The organism is Mucilaginibacter aquatilis, assembly GCF_009755275.1.
In the GTDB taxonomy this organism is placed as follows: domain Bacteria; phylum Bacteroidota; class Bacteroidia; order Sphingobacteriales; family Sphingobacteriaceae; genus Mucilaginibacter; species Mucilaginibacter aquatilis.
The window spans coordinates 106,043-127,500 of record NZ_WQLA01000001.1; the positions used below are offsets into that span (position 1 = coordinate 106,043).

Annotated in this window: 19 protein-coding genes and 4 tRNA genes; 19 read left to right on the forward strand and 4 right to left on the reverse strand. The window is 39.5% G+C overall.

From position 1 onward, the window contains the following. Positions 1 to 33 precede the first annotated feature (33 nt). The 15 genes from GO816_RS00545 (at position 34) to GO816_RS00615 (ending at position 17,007) form a co-directional block, all read left to right on the forward strand. The gene (locus GO816_RS00545) at positions 34 to 2,052 is read left to right on the forward strand and encodes a hypothetical protein (protein ID WP_157539408.1); all 2,019 of its coding nucleotides are present in this window, start codon (positions 34 to 36) and stop codon (positions 2,050 to 2,052) included. Between the two features lie 72 nt (positions 2,053 to 2,124). Then, the gene (locus GO816_RS00550; RefSeq protein ID WP_157539409.1) at positions 2,125 to 2,799 is read left to right on the forward strand and encodes a hypothetical protein; all 675 of its coding nucleotides are present in this window, start codon (positions 2,125 to 2,127) and stop codon (positions 2,797 to 2,799) included. Between the two features lie 378 nt (positions 2,800 to 3,177). Next, a complete protein-coding gene (locus GO816_RS00555; RefSeq protein WP_157539410.1) occupies positions 3,178 to 5,808 on the forward strand; it encodes a hypothetical protein in 2,631 nt (876 codons plus the stop codon). 67 nt (positions 5,809 to 5,875) lie between these two features. Continuing rightward, the gene (locus tag GO816_RS00560) at positions 5,876 to 6,130 is read left to right on the forward strand and encodes a hypothetical protein (protein ID WP_157539411.1); all 255 of its coding nucleotides are present in this window, start codon (positions 5,876 to 5,878) and stop codon (positions 6,128 to 6,130) included. A 220-nt stretch (positions 6,131 to 6,350) separates the two neighbouring features. Next, entirely contained in the window at positions 6,351 to 7,556 is a 1,206-nt protein-coding gene (locus GO816_RS00565) for a head maturation protease, ClpP-related (RefSeq protein ID WP_157539412.1), read from the forward strand. Positions 7,557 to 7,734: 178 nt separating this feature from the next. Then, entirely contained in the window at positions 7,735 to 8,967 is a 1,233-nt protein-coding gene (locus GO816_RS00570) for a hypothetical protein (RefSeq protein WP_157539413.1), read from the forward strand. Positions 8,968 to 9,086: 119 nt separating this feature from the next. Beyond that, positions 9,087 to 9,683 carry a hypothetical protein gene (locus tag GO816_RS00575; RefSeq protein ID WP_157539414.1) on the forward strand — a complete coding sequence of 199 codons (597 nt, stop codon included), beginning with the start codon at positions 9,087 to 9,089 and terminating at the stop codon, positions 9,681 to 9,683. Positions 9,684 to 9,784: 101 nt separating this feature from the next. Then, on the forward strand, positions 9,785 to 11,062 hold the full coding sequence (locus GO816_RS00580) for a hypothetical protein (protein WP_157539415.1): 1,278 nt from the start codon (positions 9,785 to 9,787) through the stop codon (positions 11,060 to 11,062). Positions 11,063 to 11,096: 34 nt separating this feature from the next. After that, entirely contained in the window at positions 11,097 to 11,717 is a 621-nt protein-coding gene (locus tag GO816_RS00585) for a DUF6712 family protein (protein ID WP_157539416.1), read from the forward strand. Further along, a complete protein-coding gene (locus tag GO816_RS00590) occupies positions 11,695 to 13,221 on the forward strand; it encodes a hypothetical protein (RefSeq protein WP_157539417.1) in 1,527 nt (508 codons plus the stop codon). Before GO816_RS00585 ends, GO816_RS00590 begins: the two co-directional genes overlap by 23 nt. Next, complete coding sequence (locus GO816_RS00595) at positions 13,221 to 14,228, forward strand: hypothetical protein (protein WP_157539418.1); 1,008 nt, start codon at positions 13,221 to 13,223, stop codon at positions 14,226 to 14,228. The genes GO816_RS00590 and GO816_RS00595 overlap by 1 nt, the downstream gene beginning before the upstream one ends. Beyond that, a complete protein-coding gene (locus tag GO816_RS00600) occupies positions 14,229 to 15,596 on the forward strand; it encodes a serpin family protein (RefSeq protein ID WP_157539419.1) in 1,368 nt (455 codons plus the stop codon). It begins immediately after the preceding gene. Further along, entirely contained in the window at positions 15,589 to 15,783 is a 195-nt protein-coding gene (locus tag GO816_RS00605; protein WP_157539420.1) for a hypothetical protein, read from the forward strand. The genes GO816_RS00600 and GO816_RS00605 overlap by 8 nt, the downstream gene beginning before the upstream one ends. A 35-nt stretch (positions 15,784 to 15,818) precedes the next feature. Continuing rightward, a complete protein-coding gene (locus tag GO816_RS00610) occupies positions 15,819 to 16,283 on the forward strand; it encodes a glycoside hydrolase family 73 protein (protein WP_198171382.1) in 465 nt (154 codons plus the stop codon). A gap of 244 nt (positions 16,284 to 16,527) precedes the next feature. Continuing rightward, a complete protein-coding gene (locus tag GO816_RS00615; protein ID WP_157539422.1) occupies positions 16,528 to 17,007 on the forward strand; it encodes a hypothetical protein in 480 nt (159 codons plus the stop codon). Here GO816_RS00615 and GO816_RS00620 read toward each other — a convergent pair. Then, a complete protein-coding gene (locus GO816_RS00620) occupies positions 16,979 to 17,350 on the reverse strand; it encodes a cupin domain-containing protein (protein ID WP_157539423.1) in 372 nt (123 codons plus the stop codon). The genes GO816_RS00615 and GO816_RS00620 overlap by 29 nt on opposite strands. Before the next feature lie 102 nt (positions 17,351 to 17,452). Here GO816_RS00620 and GO816_RS00625 point away from each other — a divergent pair, with 102 nt between their 5' ends. Further along, complete coding sequence (locus GO816_RS00625; RefSeq protein ID WP_157539424.1) at positions 17,453 to 17,779, forward strand: hypothetical protein; 327 nt, start codon at positions 17,453 to 17,455, stop codon at positions 17,777 to 17,779. Between the two features lie 40 nt (positions 17,780 to 17,819). On the opposite strand, the gene GO816_RS00630 is transcribed toward GO816_RS00625, so the two are convergent. After that, positions 17,820 to 17,903 (reverse strand) — tRNA-Leu (locus tag GO816_RS00630). A gap of 45 nt (positions 17,904 to 17,948) precedes the next feature. Beyond that, positions 17,949 to 18,032: transfer RNA gene (locus GO816_RS00635), tRNA-Leu, on the reverse strand. Positions 18,033 to 18,417: 385 nt separating this feature from the next. Between GO816_RS00635 and GO816_RS00640 the strand changes: the two genes are divergently transcribed. The 3 genes from GO816_RS00640 to GO816_RS00650 all read left to right on the forward strand — a co-directional run bounded on the left by GO816_RS00640 (position 18,418) and on the right by GO816_RS00650 (position 19,139). Continuing rightward, on the forward strand, positions 18,418 to 18,723 hold the full coding sequence (locus GO816_RS00640) for a hypothetical protein (protein ID WP_157539425.1): 306 nt from the start codon (positions 18,418 to 18,420) through the stop codon (positions 18,721 to 18,723). 149 nt (positions 18,724 to 18,872) lie between these two features. After that, positions 18,873 to 18,945: transfer RNA gene (locus tag GO816_RS00645), tRNA-Lys, on the forward strand. A 121-nt stretch (positions 18,946 to 19,066) separates the two neighbouring features. Next, positions 19,067 to 19,139, forward strand: a tRNA-Lys gene (locus tag GO816_RS00650). Positions 19,140 to 19,282: 143 nt separating this feature from the next. On the opposite strand, the gene GO816_RS00655 is transcribed toward GO816_RS00650, so the two are convergent. Continuing rightward, complete coding sequence (locus GO816_RS00655) at positions 19,283 to 21,430, reverse strand: FUSC family membrane protein (protein WP_157539426.1); 2,148 nt, start codon at positions 21,428 to 21,430, stop codon at positions 19,283 to 19,285. Positions 21,431 to 21,458: the final 28 nt, after the last annotated feature.

Here is a 21,458-nt window from a genome sequence, read left to right on the forward strand (position 1 = left end):
TAAGCTTAAACACAACCGCCAAGCTAACATTTTATGATCCAACTTTTTCTGAATGACGTATTGGTTGATTTGACCGACGATAGTCCAATTGCCCTCACGTTTCAAATAAACAACCTTGCCGAAGTAAAAAATCAGCAGGGTAACACCAGCAATCAATTCAAAATACCACTTACTCAACATAACCGAAAGATACTGGGTTTTGCTGATGATATTGCCTTTAGTACCGACGCACCTTACAGGCAGTTTACTGCCAAAATAGTGCAGGACGGCATGGAAATTATACCCTACGGCCTCGCAGAACTGAACAATGTTGAAAATAATACTGCGGCAATAACGGTACTATCAGGAAACGTTGACTTTTTTGATGCTATTGATGGAAAAATATATGAAACCGGCGATCCAAAAAGTATATGGTATAACTCAGGTTGGGAAAAATACTTGCACAACTGGACGCTGCAGAACGTAGTAAGGTCACAAAACCACACCTATGGTTGGATATGGCCCATAGTTGATTACGGTATGTTACCTAAACAATTTGCCGGCACTCCCGAAATAGATGTAAGGTATCTTAGGCCAGGATTTTTTTTAAAATCTTTTATTGAATTGATGGTACAAAGAACAGGGTACACCATAAATCCAGATAGCTTTTTACTTAAACAGCCTTTGTATGATAAGCTTATTGTACAGTTTGCTAACGACAACTTTGAGCATGGTACGGGGTATGATTCCTCAAAAAGCAGTAACTTATCTTTAGAAGCTGTTAGCACCAGAGACCAATCGTACGTACACGGACAGATAGGCGCTAATGAAGATTTCTTTTTTAGTAATGTTATTAAAGGCCAGAATGTATTTGCCGGCGGGAAGGCTTATGTAGCCTTAACAGATGTTGAAGTAGATGTATCCTTACAATATAATATACGCTACCAGTCAAAAAAAACAAAGGGACTTGTCACCATATCGGTAAAAAAGTATAGCACAAAAGGCGGCGCCCCTGAGGTGATAGTGAGTAAGCCATATGACTCCAACGGCGCGGTATTGCAAATGAACGGCAACAGCTTCAGTTACGTTAAAAACTACGATAACGAAGTGCTTAACGTGAGCACCAAACTTACAACCGGCGAAAGTTTGCGTGTATGGTGGGACATTGAGCAGGATGTTAAAAAAGAAACAAGTTTTGTGATGTTAAGCGGGGCGCGCTTTCTGGTAACTGAAAAGCCCGGCAATATGCGGTATGGGCACCAGGTGCAATGCGAACGTATATTTCCTGATATAGGGCAGAAAGATTTACTGAAAGATACGCTGCAGCGCTTTGGCATTATATGTCAAACAGATGCTAACCGGCGTATGATCACACTGGCCTCATTTCGCGATATTGTGAATAACATCTCATGCGCGGTTGATTGGACCAACAAGTGCCTCGATCAAGGCAAAAATATCACCTTTCAGTTAGGCAATTATGCTCAAAATAATTATCTCAAAAATAAGGAAGACGACAACATACCACCCGGTACAGCCGATTCGGTAATTGTTGTAAACGACAAAACACTGCCTGCCACCGGAACCTTATTTGAAAGCCAGTTTGCGCCTACACTTAACAGGCCGTACATAGGCGGAAACACCGCTCAGATTTTAAAAATAGATAAAAGTAACGATGCCGATTCGGTAGACTTTAGTATAAGTACCCAGCCCCGGTTACTTATACACAACATGGCTGCTTTAACAAGCAATCAACGGGTGAAGTTTGTTGATGGTACAGGTGCAGAGCAATTTGAAAATACTGCTATTTGTACACCCTATTTTGATAAGGCGGGCGGAGAGTATAGCCTTCATTTTGAAAATTTAAGGAAGCAGTTTTACCCTGAACTTGAAAAGATACTGTACGAAACGAAAAAAGTTGTTCGCTACTTTTTACTTACCCCAAGAGATATACTAGAATTAAACCTGTTGATTCCAATATATCTTAAGCAGGACGGTGCTTACTACTACATTAACAAAATTGACAGTTGGCGTAAAGGGCAAAGTACCAAAGTGGAGCTGATAAAATTGGGCTAAATATTTATACACACTATTGCTTTTAAATAATGGCCCTATTATATTTACCAATAATATTAGCAACCTAAATTTATGAGTTTATACGACTTTGATGATCCAGCATTTGAAAAATTAGATAAAGTGTCTTATTACCACGAAAAGTGGGGAAATCGTTGGGAAAGATCAAAAACTACGTTTCTATTTGCGGTTGTTTTCATAGTTGGCTTGATGACATTCACCATTATGTTGAACAGACATGCTGAAAGTATTTGGAAAAAGGTTAATGTTAACACGCCGATATATACTGATTCCTCTTGGCTAAGTTATAAACACGTCTCAGAAGATATAACCTATCGGTTAGTTAGACCCATTAATGCTAAAGAGATAAACACGATGGATATACCCGAGTGGAAAAAACAAAGGTTAATTGCAGAATTAGAGACCAGTGCCGAATTCAACAAGCCCGTTATGATTTATTCTGCGCTTAGTTTTCAAAAAGACTCGATTTTTAAATACAAAACGGCATTCATCGGCTCGTGTATTAAGAAAGATAGTGTTACTGCAATGATGCAAACAGATAGCCTAGTACCTCGATCAGAAAAATGGTTTGGTTTTAAACCAAACATGAAGTTGGCCTTAATTAACCAGAACTTTAAACTTCCGGAAAACTACGTTTATGCTGATGACTTGTATTATGTGAAACCCGCAGATATTAAATTAGGTGGCGAACCTTCAATACTTAAAAAAGCAGTAAAAACTAAGCTTTAATTAGTAATACAATTTGGTACAAAGTAGACAGCGCCAGAACCTTATGGAGGTGAAACATACATTGTCTTTGCCAACAAAGTAATACTATACGATTCTTTATTAAAACGTAAAGATCATTGCATCGGAGTTTATAACCATAGGGTGATGAATATATCTTATCCTAGTAAAAAGTACATCAATTATTACGCTGTGGAGGTAGATAAAAAGTTGATTTCGATGATAACTCCGAATACAAATTACCTGACAATTTTAAAAAAGTAAATGATGAATATCTCATCGTTTGGAACTATACATCAAATAAAATAGAGAAACGAATTTCAAGGAACTAAGGTAGCAATACCTTTTGCATAAACTATGCCAATTAACATATAATACATAATGGACAGTAATACATTTTTTGATGACGCAAAAAAGGCTACCAAAGACCTAAATGAAAGCGTTAAGGAATTGGATCAAGTGATTAAACAGTTGAAAAGTTCTCAAAGCGAACTGTCTGAAACACTACAAAAAACAACAAAAGATTTTGAAGCGAATGTCACCAGCATCAATAAAAATAAGCAAGCAATTGATGACCTAAACAAAAAAATTGCTCATACAGCAAAAGTTATTGACACATCATCAAACACTTTAAATAATAATAAGGAGTTGATGGATGGCTTGTTGAAAAAGTATGATAAATTGAAAGAAACTCATGCTAATAACTCAAAAGCGGTACGAGACTTGAAGCTTGAAATTGTAAATTTATCTGGGGTTATAAATGATCAAGAAAATGAATTAAAAAAAAGCTCAAAGACTTTCGATTATCATAAAGAATCGATAGACGCAGTTAAAAAATCGATAGACGTAGTTAAAAAATCGACGGACGCAGTTAAAAATCATATTTCTGACTTAAAAGAGCACGGAAAATCCTTTGGGCCTGAATTTGCATCAACAATTGAAGACGCATCAAAGGGATTCAATGCTATGAAAGATGGATTGGCCCACGTTAAAACCGGCTTCCAAAGTGTAGGTGGTGCAATAAAAACAACCGGCTTTGGTCTTTTGCTACTTGTTTTGGAGTCAATAACGGAGTATTTCACAAAAAGCCCAAAAGGAATAGAGCAATTTCGTCAATTTCTGGCTGGTTTAGGCGTGGTTGTCAACACTGTCAAAGAAAATATTTCAAAATTTAAATTAGCTATTGTAGAGGCGTTCACCAACCCTGTTGAAGGGCTAAAAAAGCTAGGTAAATTAATTGAAGATAACATATTGAATAGGCTTAAAGCCTTCGGTGTTATGTACGAGGGTTTAATTAACAAAGATTTTAAAAAATTTGCCAGCGGGATGGTACAACTTGCTACCGGAACAACTGACGCTTTCAAAAAGGTTGAAAAAGCAATTACTGATAATTCAGATAAAGCTTTAGAACAGAAGGCCATACACGATAAAGCGGAAGCTGAAAAAAAGAAAAAACAAGAAGAGGAAGCAAAGAAAAGAGCTGACGCAAATGAAAAGCGGAGGCAGGAACGCGAGGCACAGAGAAAGGCAGATTTAGATAAGAGACGAAAACATAACGAAGAGGTAAAAAAACTAAGTGATGAGGCTAAAAATGAGCTGATTGAATCGAAAGCTCGCATGGCTCAAAATCTTCTCCAGGGTTTTGCTAAGGAAATATCAGATACCGACGCTCATTTTCAGCAACTTAAAAATAAATACAAAGGCCATAAACAAACAATTGAGCAGATTGAAAAAGAACATGTAGCCTCCATAGAGGCGATCAATAAAAAATTTAGAGAGGAAGATAGTAAAACGCTTGACGGATTTCATAAGGAACTCAGAAACATTGGGATGAGTGCAAGGCAGCAGGCACAAGTTCAACTGGATGAAGAGTACAATGAAAAAAAGAAAAAAATTGAAGACATTAAGCAAAAAAATGACGAAATAATTTTAAACGCAGGCATCAAATTAACAGAACTTGAGGCAGCGCCATTAACAGCAACATCTAAGCTGCAAATAGAGAGTTTAAAAAAGCAACAATCTGAAGCGCAAAAAATATACAATGATGCATCCGGACTGTTGACTGATTTCAAAGCCAAACATGAAACTGATTCGAAGGGACTTAATGACAATTTTGATAAACAAGACTTAGGTATAAAAGAAACAAAACTTCAAGAAAGTATTGCAAATGAACGTGAGGGCGGTCATGAATCAGCTGCCATAAAGAAAGAGCAGGAACTATTAAAATTACAGCATGACGTAGCAAAAAACGCAGCAGAGGCTAAAGGTAAAGAGACTACGTTAATTGAAGCTAAATACGCTAAGCAAAAAGCAGACTTGGAAGATAAGCTTACTTCATCAAGAATACATGCTGGTGATAAGCTAATTGACGCCGTATTGAAAAATACTAAAAAAGACTCAGCAATTTATAAAGCGGCATTTTTAGCCAAAAAAGCAACTTCAATTGCTGATACTATTATAAGTACCAAACAGTCTATAATGGAATCGCTTAAAGCGTATTCAGGTATTCCATTTATTGGTCAGGCGCTGGGTATAGCCCAGGCTGCGTTTATGGCAGTGCAGGGTGCAACATCTATTGCCGAAATTGCTAAACAAAAGCCTGGCATGGCTCAGGGCGGACAATTTATATCTGATGGTCGGGGTGCTGTATTACCCGGTTATAGCCGCACAGATAATACAAACGCTTATTTGCGCTCGGGTGAGGCAGTTGTGGTAAGTGAGGCCATGCGTAACCCTTGGGCACGCAACATGGTAAGCGCTATAAATGTGGCGTACGGTGGTCGCGATTTTTCGGTGCCTAACGCAGGCAGTGGTTATGCCATAGGTGGTGTATTTACTGATGGCGGTAACGCCAGCCGGTATTACAGCCAACCCGTAAACGATCAGAAAGATTTAGCCAACACCCTGGCTTATCAAATGCTCAACAACTTCCCTCCTATTTACGTTGATGTTAAAGATGTAAATAACCAGCAAAACATATTAGTCCAAACAGTTAACCGGGTTAATCTTTAAGCACAAACCTTTACATAAATTGCTTGAGCGTTCTGCAAGCTCAAATAATAATTATATTCTTACACTTATGGATATCAAAATTGCTAACCAACTTTTTGAAAACGGCGCGTTAAACCAAATGTTTAAAGCAGGATTCATCAGTTCAAAAATTTTTACCTATCGCGAAATTTATTTGTGGGTAATAGTACAAATGCAAACCCGTGGCATAAGCAAAAACAAAGCGGTATTTGAAGCGCAAGGTCAATTTAATAAAGATGAGCGTACCATATGGAGGGCTATAAATAGTTTTTCGAGTACTGATAGGGTTGTGTCACCATTATGATAAAATAATTTTTGCACCTTTGAATTATGCCAACCGGCACCAACATCATAAGTCGGGAATTTAGCTTATGATGTTTACTAATCAAACTAATAGCGCCTTAAATATCTGCAAGGCTCCGCTCAGTAAATCAAAATTGATATCCGCGTAGCGGCAAATAACCAATTATTCAATTGCACAAGGACTTAGGAGTTCAACTGCATCTAACACAAGCCATTTCAACATGTACAAAATTTATTTATATGATACCGAGCAAGACGGTATCGGTTCGGGCAGCCTGTCATCTGCTTACTTGCAGCAACAATTGGTACAGGCTGCCGGTCAGGACGTTGAGCTCCATATCAGTTCGGCCGGAGGGTCAGCTTTCGATGCCATTGCCATTTACGATTTACTTAAGAAATATGATGGCCGGGTTATAACTTATATTGATGCATTGGCAGCCTCAGCAGCATCGGTGGTTGCCATGGCCGGGCAGGAGATTGTAATGAGCAAGTACGCACTGCTCATGATTCATAAGCCAATGGCAGGCAGCGGCGGTAATGCCGATGAATTATTAAAAGACGTACAAATGCTGAATACAGTGCAGCAACGCCTGGCACAAATTTATACCGATAAAACCGGGTTAGACGATGTTACCATTAACAGCCTCATTAACGCCGTTACCTGGATGACTGCCGACCAGGCCCTGGCATTAGGATTTATTGATCGTATTGAAGACTATAAAACCAGTATTACTAACAGCGCAATACTGTTGAAATGTACCGGCTCTGCTCCTGCAGTATACCAGCGCTGCATAAATAAAATTTTAGTTAATCATAATAATTCACCAAAACAGCAAATGAACATGCACAACAATGACCTCATCGAAAAAACTACATCGGTTTTAGATAAGATGATGAATTTTTTTAAAAAGGTAATGAACAAACAAACCATGACTGACAAAGGAGCACTACATCATACCGGCGAGCTTGACCACGAAACAGAGGTATATCAGGATGAAGAGCTAAGCACTCCGGCTGTAGATGACGTTTATATCACTGCCGATGGAAAGCAACTTAGCATTGAAAAAGGCAAGGTAAAAAAACTGGACTCTGCCCCCGAAATTCAAAACGAAGATGAGGAGGAGGAAGAATTGCCGGCAAACAAAAACAACTTTAAACCTCACCAGGTAAAAAACCAAATTGCTGCTTTAAAGGCTAAACTTCACGCTCAAAACGCTTTATTAATTGAAGCCCGCACAACCTTGCAAAACGCTCAGGCCCGTTTAAAACAAAGCCATTACGAGATCAAAAACGAAATCAAGTCAACTTTCATCCCTAATGGTTCTAAACGTAGCAGTAAAGCCAAAGCAGAGAGTCAGGCGTTTTTCGCACCTCAGTCTGAAATTGCCAAAAACGCGGTTAAACAAGCCGTGAGTGAGGTAAAATAATCTATCCTTCCAACCGGCTTCACTTATCGAAAAAATCAAGGCATAAATAAATATGCATCCTTTCGAAGCCTATACTTTTTCCTAAACTTTTCGGCTCAATAAGGCCAACTTTTATCCCTAGTAAAAGCTACTAACATTCTCAAAAATCCTCCCTTTAGGGGGCCGGAGGATTATACATATGGCTAAATTCACCTTCACAAACAACACCTACGCCGGCGAAGCACTGGCAGGTTTTATGGCCAGCACACTGCTCGAGGCCGATTCTGTAAAACGCGGTTTACTCACTGTTGTAAACGATGTTAAATCAAGGAAAATTATTTTAGATGTAGATGACGATGTAAAGCTGCAAAACCCGTCGGGCATATTCACTGATCAGGGCACAACAACTCAACAAACCGAAACTTACCTTGACCCTGTTGTTTACGAGTTTATGAAACAGGAACAATGGGATAAACTTGCCGAATCATGGGAATCTCAACGTCTTGCACCTGGTGCCTTTAGTGATTATGAAGGCGTGGTTGATCTATCAGACTTTATGGTTCAGCGTTATTTAACCAAAATACAAATAGCAAATGAACGTTTGTATTGGCTGGGTAAAGACGCCACTCCCGAAGCAATATTCTCTGACCCGTTTAAAGGATTAATTCCGCGTATTGCAGAAACTGCAGGAACATACCGCGTTGGCTTAAACAAAGCTGCCACATCTATGTCCGTATCAGGCATCAGCACTACCGGTATAGTAACCGTATCTAGTACCACCTCACTTAATGATGGAGATGTTGTAACATTTACGGCAACAAACTCCAGCTCACTTAAAGACACTACAAACGGCGAAACCGGGGTAGATCTTTTAAACCAATCGTACTTTATAAAAATTGAAAGTGCTACAACCTTCAAGTTAATTCGCAACTACCATGCAATGAACAGCCGCAAAGCTGCAACTTTCACAGGCACTGCAATTGCATCAGGCTCAATTAGCTTTATTAATGCCGGCAACGTATTGGGTGTATTAAACAGCGTTTATTCGCAGCTTGACCCGGCCGACCGCAGCCAGGAAGATTTCAATCTTCAAATTCCGTTACATGTTGGTTATGCCTACGCTCAGGCCCAGGCTAACAATGCCACCAATGTTCTTAATGCATTTACCGACAAAAAGAAGATGGACTACCTTGGTTTGCCTTTGCAACTCATGAACCACTGGCAGGCAAATACCATTTTAGGGGCACGCTCATCAAACCTGTTTTTAGGCGTTGATTTATTAGGAGATCAAAGCGAACTATCTACCGTTTACATGAAGCCTTATACCAACGATAATGTTGTGCGTATGAAAGCACGCATGAAGGCCGCTGTCAACTTTAAGTTTGCAAACGAACTCTTCTACCTGGCGCCTTATCTGCCAGCAACCGTATAATATTTAAATGAGCAGATATGCCGTTACCGGTTTGCTCTACCCTTTTACTCCTTTGAGGGCGCACACACACGTCACTAGCATATCTGCACATTACAACTACAATTAACCACATTTTATATATGCCAACAATTTTCAGCAAAATTACCGAAGGCTTCAGCCTTAGCTCAGCCTCGCCCGTAACATCAGGTATTGAGGATGTTATATACATATTTAACGAGGATGATATAACAATCCAATACAGTACAACTAATCCGTTAACCATTGATAAGCTTACGCCTGTAAACGGCGGTAAACTATACAAGTTTCAGGGTACCAATAACAGTTTCAATGCCATGTCTAAACTGGCTAAAACGCAGGTTGGGCCACGCTACACCGAAGAGATTGATTTTAACATTGCAGGTCTGTCGGTTGAAATTAAGGCACAACTACGCGCCATGGGCTATGGCCGTGTAAAGGCAGTAGTTGTTAACAACTACAAAGACAGCAATTCGGCAGTAGAATTATTTGGTGCCGTAAATGGCCTCATCCTTACCGAAGCTGAGCGCAATGCCGCTGATGAGGGCATGGAAGGTGGTTACAAATTAAAATTAACTAATCCCGAAAAGTTGCGCGAACCATATCCTCCACGCGCCGTAGTAACTGCGCCTCTAACAGGCACAGCCAGTTATGCAAGCACCATAACTGCTTTAAATGAATTAACTGAAGACGCTGAGTAATTAGTTGCAGGTTGCGAGTTGCAGGCCGTAAGCTATACTTAAGCATTTATACAAACTGCCTGCACACAACCTGCAACTCACAACCTACAACTTAAATTTTAATGAAATCCTATTTACCACAAATAGAACGGAGAATAAGAGTACGACCTAATCAAACCTTTGGCATACTTAATTATGATGTAGATAACGCCTACCCCCAGCGTATGCTAGAACTGGTTGCAGCATCGCCAACAGCTAAAGACTGCTGGAATAAGCGTGCAAAATTTATAGGAGGAAACGGTTTTGAAGACAAAGAGCTTGGCAAACGAGTTGTGAATACTAAAGGGCTTACCCTTACTAAATTACTTAAAGCTGTAGCTACCGACAAAGCCTTATTTAACGGATTTGGTATCCATGTAAATTATAATGCCAATTACCAAATAGCATCAGCCCACTACGTAAAGTTTGAAGATATACGCATGGGCGATACAGACAACGCTGATACAGCCGGAAAATATGCGATTTACAACGATTGGGGCCGCAAAAGCTGGAAGCATATCATGCGCTCAAAAATCTCATTTATCGATCAGTATAACCCGGATTCAGAAGTGATCGATAGTCAAGTATTAAAGGCAGGTGGCTGGGAAAACTATTGTGGCCAGCTTTATTACTTCAATCCAGAAGTTGATGACTATCCATTAATTGAAGCCGACAGCGTTTGGGAGGATTTTGAAACTGAAGCCGGTATTAAAACCTTTAACAACCGCGAAGTTACAACTGGCTTTCTACCATCGACAATGCTTTTCATGCAGTCGCGACGCGAAGAAGCGGACAACAGTTCTCCGGATGCCGCTATCAGAAATACACCGTCGCAATTTGAAAAGGATTTAGGAAGTTTTCAGGGTACAAAAAGTGCCCAAAAGATCATCGTAATTGAATATGAGGATGAAGCTTCAAAGCCTGACTTCCAACCCTATGCCATTCAGAACAACGATAAGCTTTTTGAAACAACAGAAAGATCGGTTGAGGCGCGTATTATCAAAGGGTTTTCAGTACCTAAAGAACTCATTAACGCAGAAAAGGCGTCGGGATTGAGCAATGGAGGTGAGAAAAAAGAAGCGATACGTGAGTTTAATGACAACACAGCTCCAGACAGGCAGGAACTAAGTGAAATATTTGCTGAGCTATTTGGCAACTTTCATCAGCAGCTTAATACCTCAGGGAATTGGAACATCTTACCTGTACCTGGTAACGTTGCTGACGATAGTGCGGGTATGAAGTCAGGCAGTAGTATCAATCAAATCTTAATGTCTGAACTACCCGAGGAAAACAAGATTGCCATTTTAACATATGCTTACGGCTTTAAACAAGCCGAGGCAACGGCAATGGTTACGCAATAACCTGCCTCTTTCATCATCTTTAAACAAATTCATCATGACTTCCTTGCTTATTACCGCTGAGACCTTTCAGCAATTTGAGGATATCTCTATAAATATAAAGCCAGAACGCCTTACAGTTTTCATAAGAAAAGCCCAGGAACTTGACGTGAAACCGTTTTTAGGTTATCCTCTGTATTATCAATTATTAAAATATTTTGATACAGACGGATTAATTAAAAACGATGCACCTCAGGTTTATAAGAAACTTTTCAACGGCGGCGAATATACTGATGGTTACGGCAATTTAATTGCTTATGAGGGCATTGCTCCAACATTAGTATACTTCACTTTTGCCCGCTTTATTGAAGGCAATGGAGTTCACTACACTGCAACCGGCCCTGTTATTAAACAATATGACAACGCTCAGTCGGTAAGCACTCAAGACCAGATAAAGTTAGTACAACAGCAACGTAGCGTTGCAAATGCTCATGCTAATGAGGTAGAGAAATTTTTGATGGACAATCAAGCTGATTATCCGCTATGGCGCTACAATGAAAGAAACAAAAGCGCGAGACAATCTGGTACGAGGATACGCGGTATCGACCGCACCAGCTATAATGCTCCAACAGGTGTACCTGAGATTGATAATTATTTTGCTTACGATAATTTATTTTAGAATGCCAGATAAAAAAATTAGTGAGCTTGAACTTACTCAACAAATAACTGGCGACGACACCAGCATATTGGTGAAAGGGAATACGGACTATCAATACAATTTTTCAAGCCTTCTCTCCTACATTGCGTCAAATATACAAACCGGCAATAGTATAACTTTCGTAAACGCGCTACCTCAAAACAACGTGGGTAAAAACCAGGATGTGTCTTTAAATATAGCTGATGGCACATTTTACCAAAAGCGAAATGGCACTTGGGTTACTGCGTATACTTTCACAGCAGATCAGCCATCTGGCGGACAAGTTTTATTTGGTGACTCAACCCCGTTGAACAATACAGGTAGTATTAATGATACCTACGTCAATACCAGTACAGGAGAATTCTACAATAAACAAGCCGATGGTTGGCGGAAGGCGTTCTCTATGCTCAATGGCCCGCCCGGAGGGCCGGGACCAAGAGGAGAGCAAGGAATTCCGGGTATAAACGGTAAATCTTTGCTACATGGAACCATAAACCCAATCAATCAATCGGTTGGTTCTGACGGAGATTTTTATATCAATTCATTCAGCTGGACGATATTTGGCCCAAAATCAAACGGAGACTGGGGAATTGGAAAAAGCATGACCCAGGAAATTGAAGGCTTGGGCAATCTCTCCACATTGCAGACTTCGCAAAAAAATGATTTAGTTTCTGCAATTAACGAGATTTTCTCGCAAAAGGGATTACAGTCTTCGGATATCGGATCAGGGTTAACGATAGTCAATAAAAAGCTGACCCTTGATCTCGATAGTAAATCCTTGGTAAGTCCCAGTATAACTGCGCAATGGAAGCTTTGGGAGAACGACGGCTTGACTTCATATTCTACACCAACATCGAATTCAAAAGCTTTGGTTGTTGACAAGGGAGTTAAAGCCGACCTGGTTGCAACATACAGTTATCCAATACCAAATGCATCTCAAGCAAAACCATCCTCCGCAGTAAGTTTAACCTTTGGTGACGAGCTCCCCTTAGCGGGTGAGCCATCGAAGGCTTTAACCGCTTCATCGATCAGTACAAATCGTACCGATACAATACTATTACGTAAACCCAAAAGCGGGTTAATAGTATCTGGTTCACAAGTTATAGTAGCGCGCGGAGATGACAGCACTGCCGACAACTGTACTATTAGTTTTAAAGGCAGAGGTGTTCTTTTATATTCGACACAAGAGATACTCACTGCCGCTGATATTGAACCAGAGTACAATAAGGGAACATTTCAAGACGGCCGCTCACGCACTTTCAATTCAGTAATTACTGGACCGGGTGAATACGTCTACTATGTATATGACAGCGCGTTTGGCCAATTCACATCTGTGGTTTATAACGATGCAGAAGCTTACTTTACGGCGTTTAGGTTTCTATCACAAGTGTCTATAGTCAATAACGCCGGCATCAATCTAAATGTGATAGTTGCCCGCTCCAACGCTCCAAACGCATTTACTAACTCTAAACTTTCATTTTTATAATGTTATACGCAGGAGACGAACGAAAACACAACAACCCTAATTTAGCATATGTTGATGCTGAATCTGTAAGGGGCGGCAACAGGGTGACTGCCAACTTGAGCACTCTTTTGTCGGATTTCACAAACAAGTTAGATCAACTAAAAGAACATGTAACACGGGTGTACGTCATAAGCGAAGACAAAGACTATCGCTTAAAGAACAAAGCAAAAATCAACGATCTCATGGCTGGCTGGTCAGTGGTCAATGCGGTTTCAGATGTGTCGGACAAGGAAGATAAAGCTAACAAGGTTCAAACTGTATCTAGCCTAACGCAGGCAACATCGACAAACTACCCTTCAGAAAGAGCCGTACGGTTACTCCATGACCAAGAAGTTGCTGACAGAAGTAGCGCGATTACAAATGCTATAGATGCGATCAAAGACAATGTAAATCCACAATTTGATACACTAAAAAAAATTGCCGATGCATTCGTTGGAAGTCCAGTTCAAAAGAGCTTTTCAAGCCCAACTGAAAGAAATTCCTTTAATGTTTCCAAACTACCATTTCAAGCATTTGTAACCGACGACGGAGACGGAAAATGGGCATTGTACCAAGCGATTTCAACAGGTACAAATGCTACTTATGTGAAAGTATCAGATCCTGACTTGCTTAATACAGCTTTAAGTGATCAGCAAATAAAAGCTGCCTATGAGAGAAATTTGGATACTAATGTCTTTACAAATGCAGATAAGGAAAAACTTTCGGGTGTCACTAGAGACTTCACATTGAGCTTTCCACAACCGGTTCGCTTTTACAAAGATTATTTTGAAAACAAAGTAACGATATCTAAAGTGGTAGGTGATGGTGTAAATCTATTGCGTTACAGCACAGATGGTGGAGTACATTTTTATCCAATCAATTTACCGTTTTCCGGATCTTTAACGATTGATGCCGGTTGGATAATATGGCGGATAGATTTTCCCAATACTACGGTCGCATTAGCTGCCGTAAACATTAAACTTTTATAAATGGAACATAACTTTAGAGTCAACCCAGGAGGTGCCGGCGTTGTAAACTTCTACGTAAGTAAAGCCGGAAATGATAATAATGATGGCTTAACACCTGACAAACCAAAGCAAACGCTTTTAGGTGTTAGAAATGCTATCACCAACATAGCTAACGCAGCTCCTATAAGAATAATTATTGGAACCGGAACTTACGAAGAGGGTTGGTCTGGAAGTGCTAAAGTACTAGACGGTTCAAGTATGATAGGCGATGGAAACGTTGTTATAAAGGGCTCAGGCACGACTACCTTTAGTTTTAATGCAAACAGTGGATTGATCAGCCTTAGTAATATTACGATTCGCGATATGGGAACTGTAAATTTAAGGGGAAACGTTTCAGATTGTACCTTCGTTACGTGTAACCAAATTATTCAATCTGCAACAAGCTTGGTACTAAGATGCAAATTTATTAGTATAAATAGTATAAGTGCAGTGTTGCAGTTTACTTCTTCCATATTTGTAGACGTCCCATTAAGTGGCCAAAATACTTATTTCATAAGTTGTTACTTCAATTCAAACACGGATATAACTCTTGCAAATTTAGCAACTATTCAACCATCAAATCTATCGTACAGCAATGTAATGGGGCGTATCAGAGTTACACCATCAGGGCAATGGATGAGCTTAGATACGTTTAGACAGACTTACCCCGATTACTTTCAATCTTCATTCAATAAGCCACCGGGATTTAATAATCCATCAGCGTTAGATTTTACCCTTACTGATGAAAGCCCTCATATCGGTGCTGCCAGCGATGGTATCAATAACATTGGTGGAAGCTTGTATGCAAAATCTTTAGGCTCCAAAGTTGCGCCTGAATGGCTTAATGGAAGCATAAGCATTTCCGATGGAAGTCCTGATTTAATTATTAATGGCACCGATTTGGCTCTTGCTTTAGGTAAGAAAACCGGTAGCATCACTTCTACACCAATTATGATTAGTTCTAATGTAGTACAGATTCAAAATATTAACTACAATGGCTTTTTCCTTTTTAATAAAAGTGTAGCTCCGGAACAGCCTACCAATAAAAACGTACCAGACTCATCTTTGAAATCTACTTATAGTTCGGATGCATCTGGTAATCCCGACCGCTTAAGTTATGAGATGCGCTGGACAGATAATCCAGCAATGCCCTCAGTGAGCTCTGACTGGACGTCTACTCCTTTAATATCTGCAGGTGAATATTTAAGTTTTGAATGGAATACTAAGCCTTTATATGACAGTTTGGGAATTGGGAATGGTAGTCACCTGTTTAATAGTAACGGTAATACGGCGCCAGTAAATGCAATCTGGATTCAGTTACGAATAACCTTATCTAATAGATATGAATAGCATAAGTATCAGCTTTTCCCGAACGCAAAATCTGCAATACAGTTCAGGCTTCAAGGGCATAGCCGTATCAACCGACCGTAAACAGTTTATAGAGAACGCTTTGGGGTTCAAGGGAATTTCAATTGGCTTAAATGACATAAGAGGTACCGCAGCCAAAATCATTCATTACAGAATGTATTCAAAATAATGCCCATCAAATCCGCCTTATACACTTTTAATAGTATGTCAACGATAATAGAATTTATAAAAAAAATCAATCATGAAGTCAAAAAGTCTTGTGCAAATACAAGACTTTTTCCTTCAGTAATGATTGCACAAGCGATTTTGGAGAGCAACGCAGGCAAATCTAAATTGGCAATGCTTCACAATAACTACTTCGGTATAAAATCAACAAAAATGTGGGCTGGCAATTCAGTTCATTACCTGACTACTGAATATCAAAACGGCATAGCAATTAAAATTAAGCAACCATTTCGCTCCTACCCATCAATGAAAGATGGCTTTGCTGACCGAGTAAAATTTTTACAGGTTAACAAAAGATATACAGTCCATGGAGTCTTTACTTCAATATCTCCTGAAGAACAGGTCTTAGCATTTTTAAAAGCTGGCTATGCTACAGATCCGAATTATGCAATAAAACTGGTGGCTTTAATCAGAAAATATGACCTAAAACAATTTGATTTATGAAAGAAAGTGTCAGATATCTTTATAACTACCTAAACTATAATCCGCAAATTGGAATAGTATCAGCTGCCACAAGCTACTTAATTGCAGTCAAAACCTTAATACTTACAGACGAATCACTTAAGCTAATTGCCTCTATCTCAACTTGTGCAGGATGTTTTGTTGCATGCTTATCGGCTTTATCTATGCTGATAAGGACATCCAATTACTTTCTTAAAATTTATCATTCCTTAAAAAATCGAAAAACATGAGTTTTACTTCTTGGCTAAAGAAGATTTGGAAACAAATCAAAGCACTATTTGACCGCATTCCTGCTGAAATCAAATCAGCATTGCAAATTGGAGTAGTTGTTACTGAAAACTTAAAAAATTTTGTTGAGTCGCCCATAGCAGATCTGCTAACAGCAGTCATTCCCGGGGATGTTGATGACAGTATTAAAAAAATTTTGAGAGAAAAATTGCCTATACTACTTACTGAACTTAAATTAGCTGATACATGTTCCAACAGCGAAAACGCAAATAAAGTTGTAAGTTGTGCAATTGAGCAGTTGAGATTAATGGATGGAAATCTTAAAAACGCAACATTACATAATCTATCTGTACTTATCTCACAATTAGCGTCAGACGGTAAGTTAGATTGGAAAGATGGAGCATATGTTATGGAATGGTATTACCAGCATGAATTTAAAAATAAAGTAATTAAACATCCGCTAAATTCTCAGATGTAAAATTAACATCTGTATTCTCATCAAATACTACATACGCACGTTGCCAGGGATCGTCACCTAACAATCTCCACTTATGACCGCTTCCTGTTATATCTTGCGCTATTAAAATCTCTCCTGGTTTCAACACAAATATCTCTTGTTTGAACGTTGTAAATTCAAGAGTGCCTTTAAGATTTATAACAAACTGACTGGTTGGTGCGGGATGCCAGTCATAAACTGAACCAGGAGGAGATTCTTGAAATCGAATTGATTCTGCTTTTGTTATAACAGCTTCAGAAACGTTTCCTGATTCAAAATATGAATGGCCGTCAGCGCCCGTGTAAAGTTTGTAAGCTTTAATCATGCCGCAATTATAACTTTTTAATCAAGGCACTGCAAAAAATCTCGTTTAAATTTATGTATAGAGTAAGATTGAACAAATAGCAATTGATAATGTTAATAAGTCATGAATAAGGCAGACCAATCATTTAACGAAGAGTTTAAACCTGTTGCACCTCCAGAAAGTTATAATGCTTCTGCTGAATGGCAGGAAAAGGTATTATATGCTTTAGCCCAACACGGGCAAGGTACCGCTCCAGACGTCGCAGCTAAATTGACTGAATATGAACCAACAGAAGCACCTCAAACACTTCATCGTCAGGCTGAGCAAGTTTTAAACGGACTTTTTGATAAAGGCCTAATTAAGGGCATAGAACAAGATGGTGAAGTCACATTTTCATTAAGTAAAATAACTTCACCTAATACTGGCGGAACAGATCCTGATTTGTTGTAGTGATAAAGGCACCTATTTTAGTTGCCTTTATCATGTAATGTGCCCAAGACGAGATTCGAACTCGTACAACCTTACGGATGCCACCCCCTCAAGATGGTGCGTCTACCAATTTCGCCACCTGGGCTCGTGTGTTTACTAATAAGAACTATTAGTTATATTAATTTTGATGTGCCCAGGGAGAGACTCGAACTCTCAAGAGACAATTCTCAACGGCTTCTGAGACCGCAACGTTTACCAATTTCGCCACCTGGGCTGACTTATAAGGTGCTATCTGTATATCGATACCCTTGTCAGTTACTAAGGCTGCAAATATAGTAGATTATGTTAATTGCTATCTACAAATTAGAAAATTCTCCGGAACAGGCCTGACGCATTAGAATAGCCGGTAAAGCAAACTTTTAAGCTCTGGCTGCGAGAAAACAAATTATAAACTTAGCCTTATTCTAAATTTATAAAAATTATCGGCGCTACCTTGGGTTGTTAGTAACAAGTGTTAGCTGTGCAAAAACTATAACGCCAGTTACTGTCACTAAAAAATTGCAGCATTAGGGGTTTAGTATAGTTGATGATAGCATGGCGTGGCTTAGCGGAAGCAATAGAAATATTGCAATCAGCACAAATGGTGGAAACTCATGGTCATGGCAACAACTAAAGGGGCTTTTTCTTATGCAACTAGGAATGACATTGAGGTAGTTATAGGTGGAAACTATAAACGCTTGAAAATTGCTGATTCAACAGTTTGCTTCAATACAGCTTTTAAGTTGCTTAAAACTCTTTCTGTTGGCTATCAGTCATGTGTAACCTATATAAAAAATCAGAACTTCATATCAACCAGTGTTGCCGGTAGCCATATCAGTACTGATGGAGGAGCTAATTGGAGGCAATTTGATGCAGCAAGCTACAATGTGTGTCAGAATTCTGGGCGCGGGAATCTAATAATTTAGGCTGGTGATAAGGCCCGTATAGGTACTGTGAAATTTTAAATTTCTGATTACTAAACGATTAATTTAATATTTAAATTTTATTAAAAAACTTTTGCAGGCAAAGGCAATAAGCCCTATATTTGCACCACTTTATCGGAAACAAATAAGTTGATTCCGTAGCTCAGCCGGTAGAGCATAACACTTTTAATGTTGGGGTCCTGGGTTCGAGTCCCAGCGGGATCACAAAAGCCTTCCGAACTTAGTCGGAAGGCTTTTAAAAACTTAAAAGATGCAAAAGGCTGAGTAAATATCAGACGATAAAGTATAGCTTAACCAACCGGGTGTTAAGTCTAAAATAGAAAATGATTCCGTAGCTCAGCCGGTAGAGCATAACACTTTTAATGTTGGGGTCCTGGGTTCGAGTCCCAGCGGGATCACTGGAAGGCGCAAGAAATTGCGCCTTTCTTATTTTAACGTTTTCCTTATTTATATAACAACGTATACAGACACCTTTCCGAGTGCGACTGGTGATCTACTTTTCCGTGCTGTAACTAAATCCTACCTGCCAGTTCATAAAAGTTTATAAACTTCCTTGAGTGCCTTCTGCAATATCTTTAGTAAGCTTCTGCAACTGCGATATTGCCGAAATTATCGACTGCAGCTGCTCATGTTCCTCGTTAGATAGATAGTTGTTGTCATGACTATCATTTTTAAAGGAGTGAGCCAAAGCATCATTCGAAGGCAGCTGTTTTAATGTAGTGAGACAGCTTTTGAGTTTGTTCAGGGCTTCTGCCGCCAAGGCAGCTTGAGCATTATCAGCATCATTGGCTCTATTTTGAAAACTTTGTAATGATAAAGAAGCAACATTACCGTAGAGCTGATGATTAAGTGCCTGGAAGCTTTCCAGATCGTCAATCGGAATGCTCTTTTTATTAGGCTCACTTAACAGACGTTTAAAAGCAGCTGAAAAATCGGCCAGGCGCATGTAAACATTTTTACGTAAAAGCTTATAATGGTTGAAACTGATTTGCTCACCCGATATTTTTTTATAATAAGCTTCAAGATATGCATAGTTTGCCTCAAGCACATTGTATACATAATTGGTTACGTTGTATCGTTCCCAAACAGGAAAAAGGTATGAGGCAGCAAAAGCAATTCCGCAGCCTATAAGAGTGTCATAAATACGCTCAATAATAAATATGAACTTTCCGCCGCTATAAATGTGCAAGCAGATTATTACCATTGGCGTTATAAACAAAACACCAACGAGGTAACGGCTACGTGCATATGTAAAAAATCCAAGTAAGAATACGAGCGATAATACAAGTAGCGCTGTTCCATTTTTGATAAGGGTAATAATCAAAAATCCTGCGGCAACACCGGCGAGCGTACCTATTAACCTTTGCCGGTTACGTTGTGTGGTTATACTGAATGCCGGTTTCATTACAACCACAACGGTAAGCATAATCCAGTAACTATAGTAGCCAAGTGGCAGCATTTGTGTAAGCACATAACCAAACAAACAAGCAATAGCCAATCTTAATGAAAACCTAAACAATGGCGACCGCCAATGTAAGTGCGACTTAAATTGCTGCACCATGCGTGGACTATTCGAAATGAATTCAGGATAATTCAACACTTCGTCATCTGCTATGTAAACTGCCTCTTCATTTACAACAGTTAATGACAGCGCTTGTATGCGCATCTCTATGTCATTTACGTTGCTTTCCAGTTGTTGCAGCAACTTTCTGTTACGGTCGCTCTCCTTTTCGATGATGTATTGCAGCCTGCGTCTTAAATAATGCAGCTCATTGGTATGAGCATCTGATTTTATTTGCTTACCCTGATACACAGCATTCCCGGCTTGCTCCAGTCGCTGAGCCATTATGTCTATAAAGCGACTAATTACTTCAGGTGCTCCACTGGTTTCAAATTCATTACGGAAATACCGGTAATCAAAGTGAACAGTTGTGATACGCTCATATAAATCAATCACTAACGTAGCTATTTTTAAAAGCCGCTGTCCTTTTGGGTTGTCAGGGCGCATGGCAAGCTTGTCACGCAGTAGTAAATCGCGTACAGCCTCATGCTTTTCGTTTACAAGGGTATGAAACGGTATAATTTGCTGGTAAGCTTTTTCCAACGGCACATGGGGGTTATAGAAAGCTGTACGTGCGCTCATATACATTGCTGTAGTTTTCAGGCACTCGGCTACCGCCTGGCGTAATGATCTGAATGGCCATAGCAAAGCATGTACAAGCGTTAACAGGTAGTAACAAACCCCTCCCGTTAATATATAAGCACTAAACTCAAATCCGTTTTGTGGCTTGAGTCCGTTTATAAATATACTTAATGCAATGGCGGTAGTGCCCACCATGGCAAACCTGTTCCCTAAAGTGGTAAGCATTGAAAGCGTAAAACAAAATACAAATAGCACGCTACCCATTAACCAAGGGTATTGCCATGTATAAGATGTTATTAAAGCAACAAAAAAGAAAAGCAATATACTTACTAGTGATACGGCTCTTTTATCATGATATGTGCCTGAGCTGTCTGTAAGGCTGGTAAGCAACGTACCCACCCCTACTGCAACGGCAACATCAGGCTTACCTAAAGTAAATAAAATCCAGGCGGGTAGTAAAATGCTTATAGTTGTACGCAGCGCATCGGTAAAAAATTCACTGGAAAGAAAAAATGCTATATTTTGTTTAACAGGTAGCCACTTCATGCATTGCAAAAATACGCATTTGCGACAG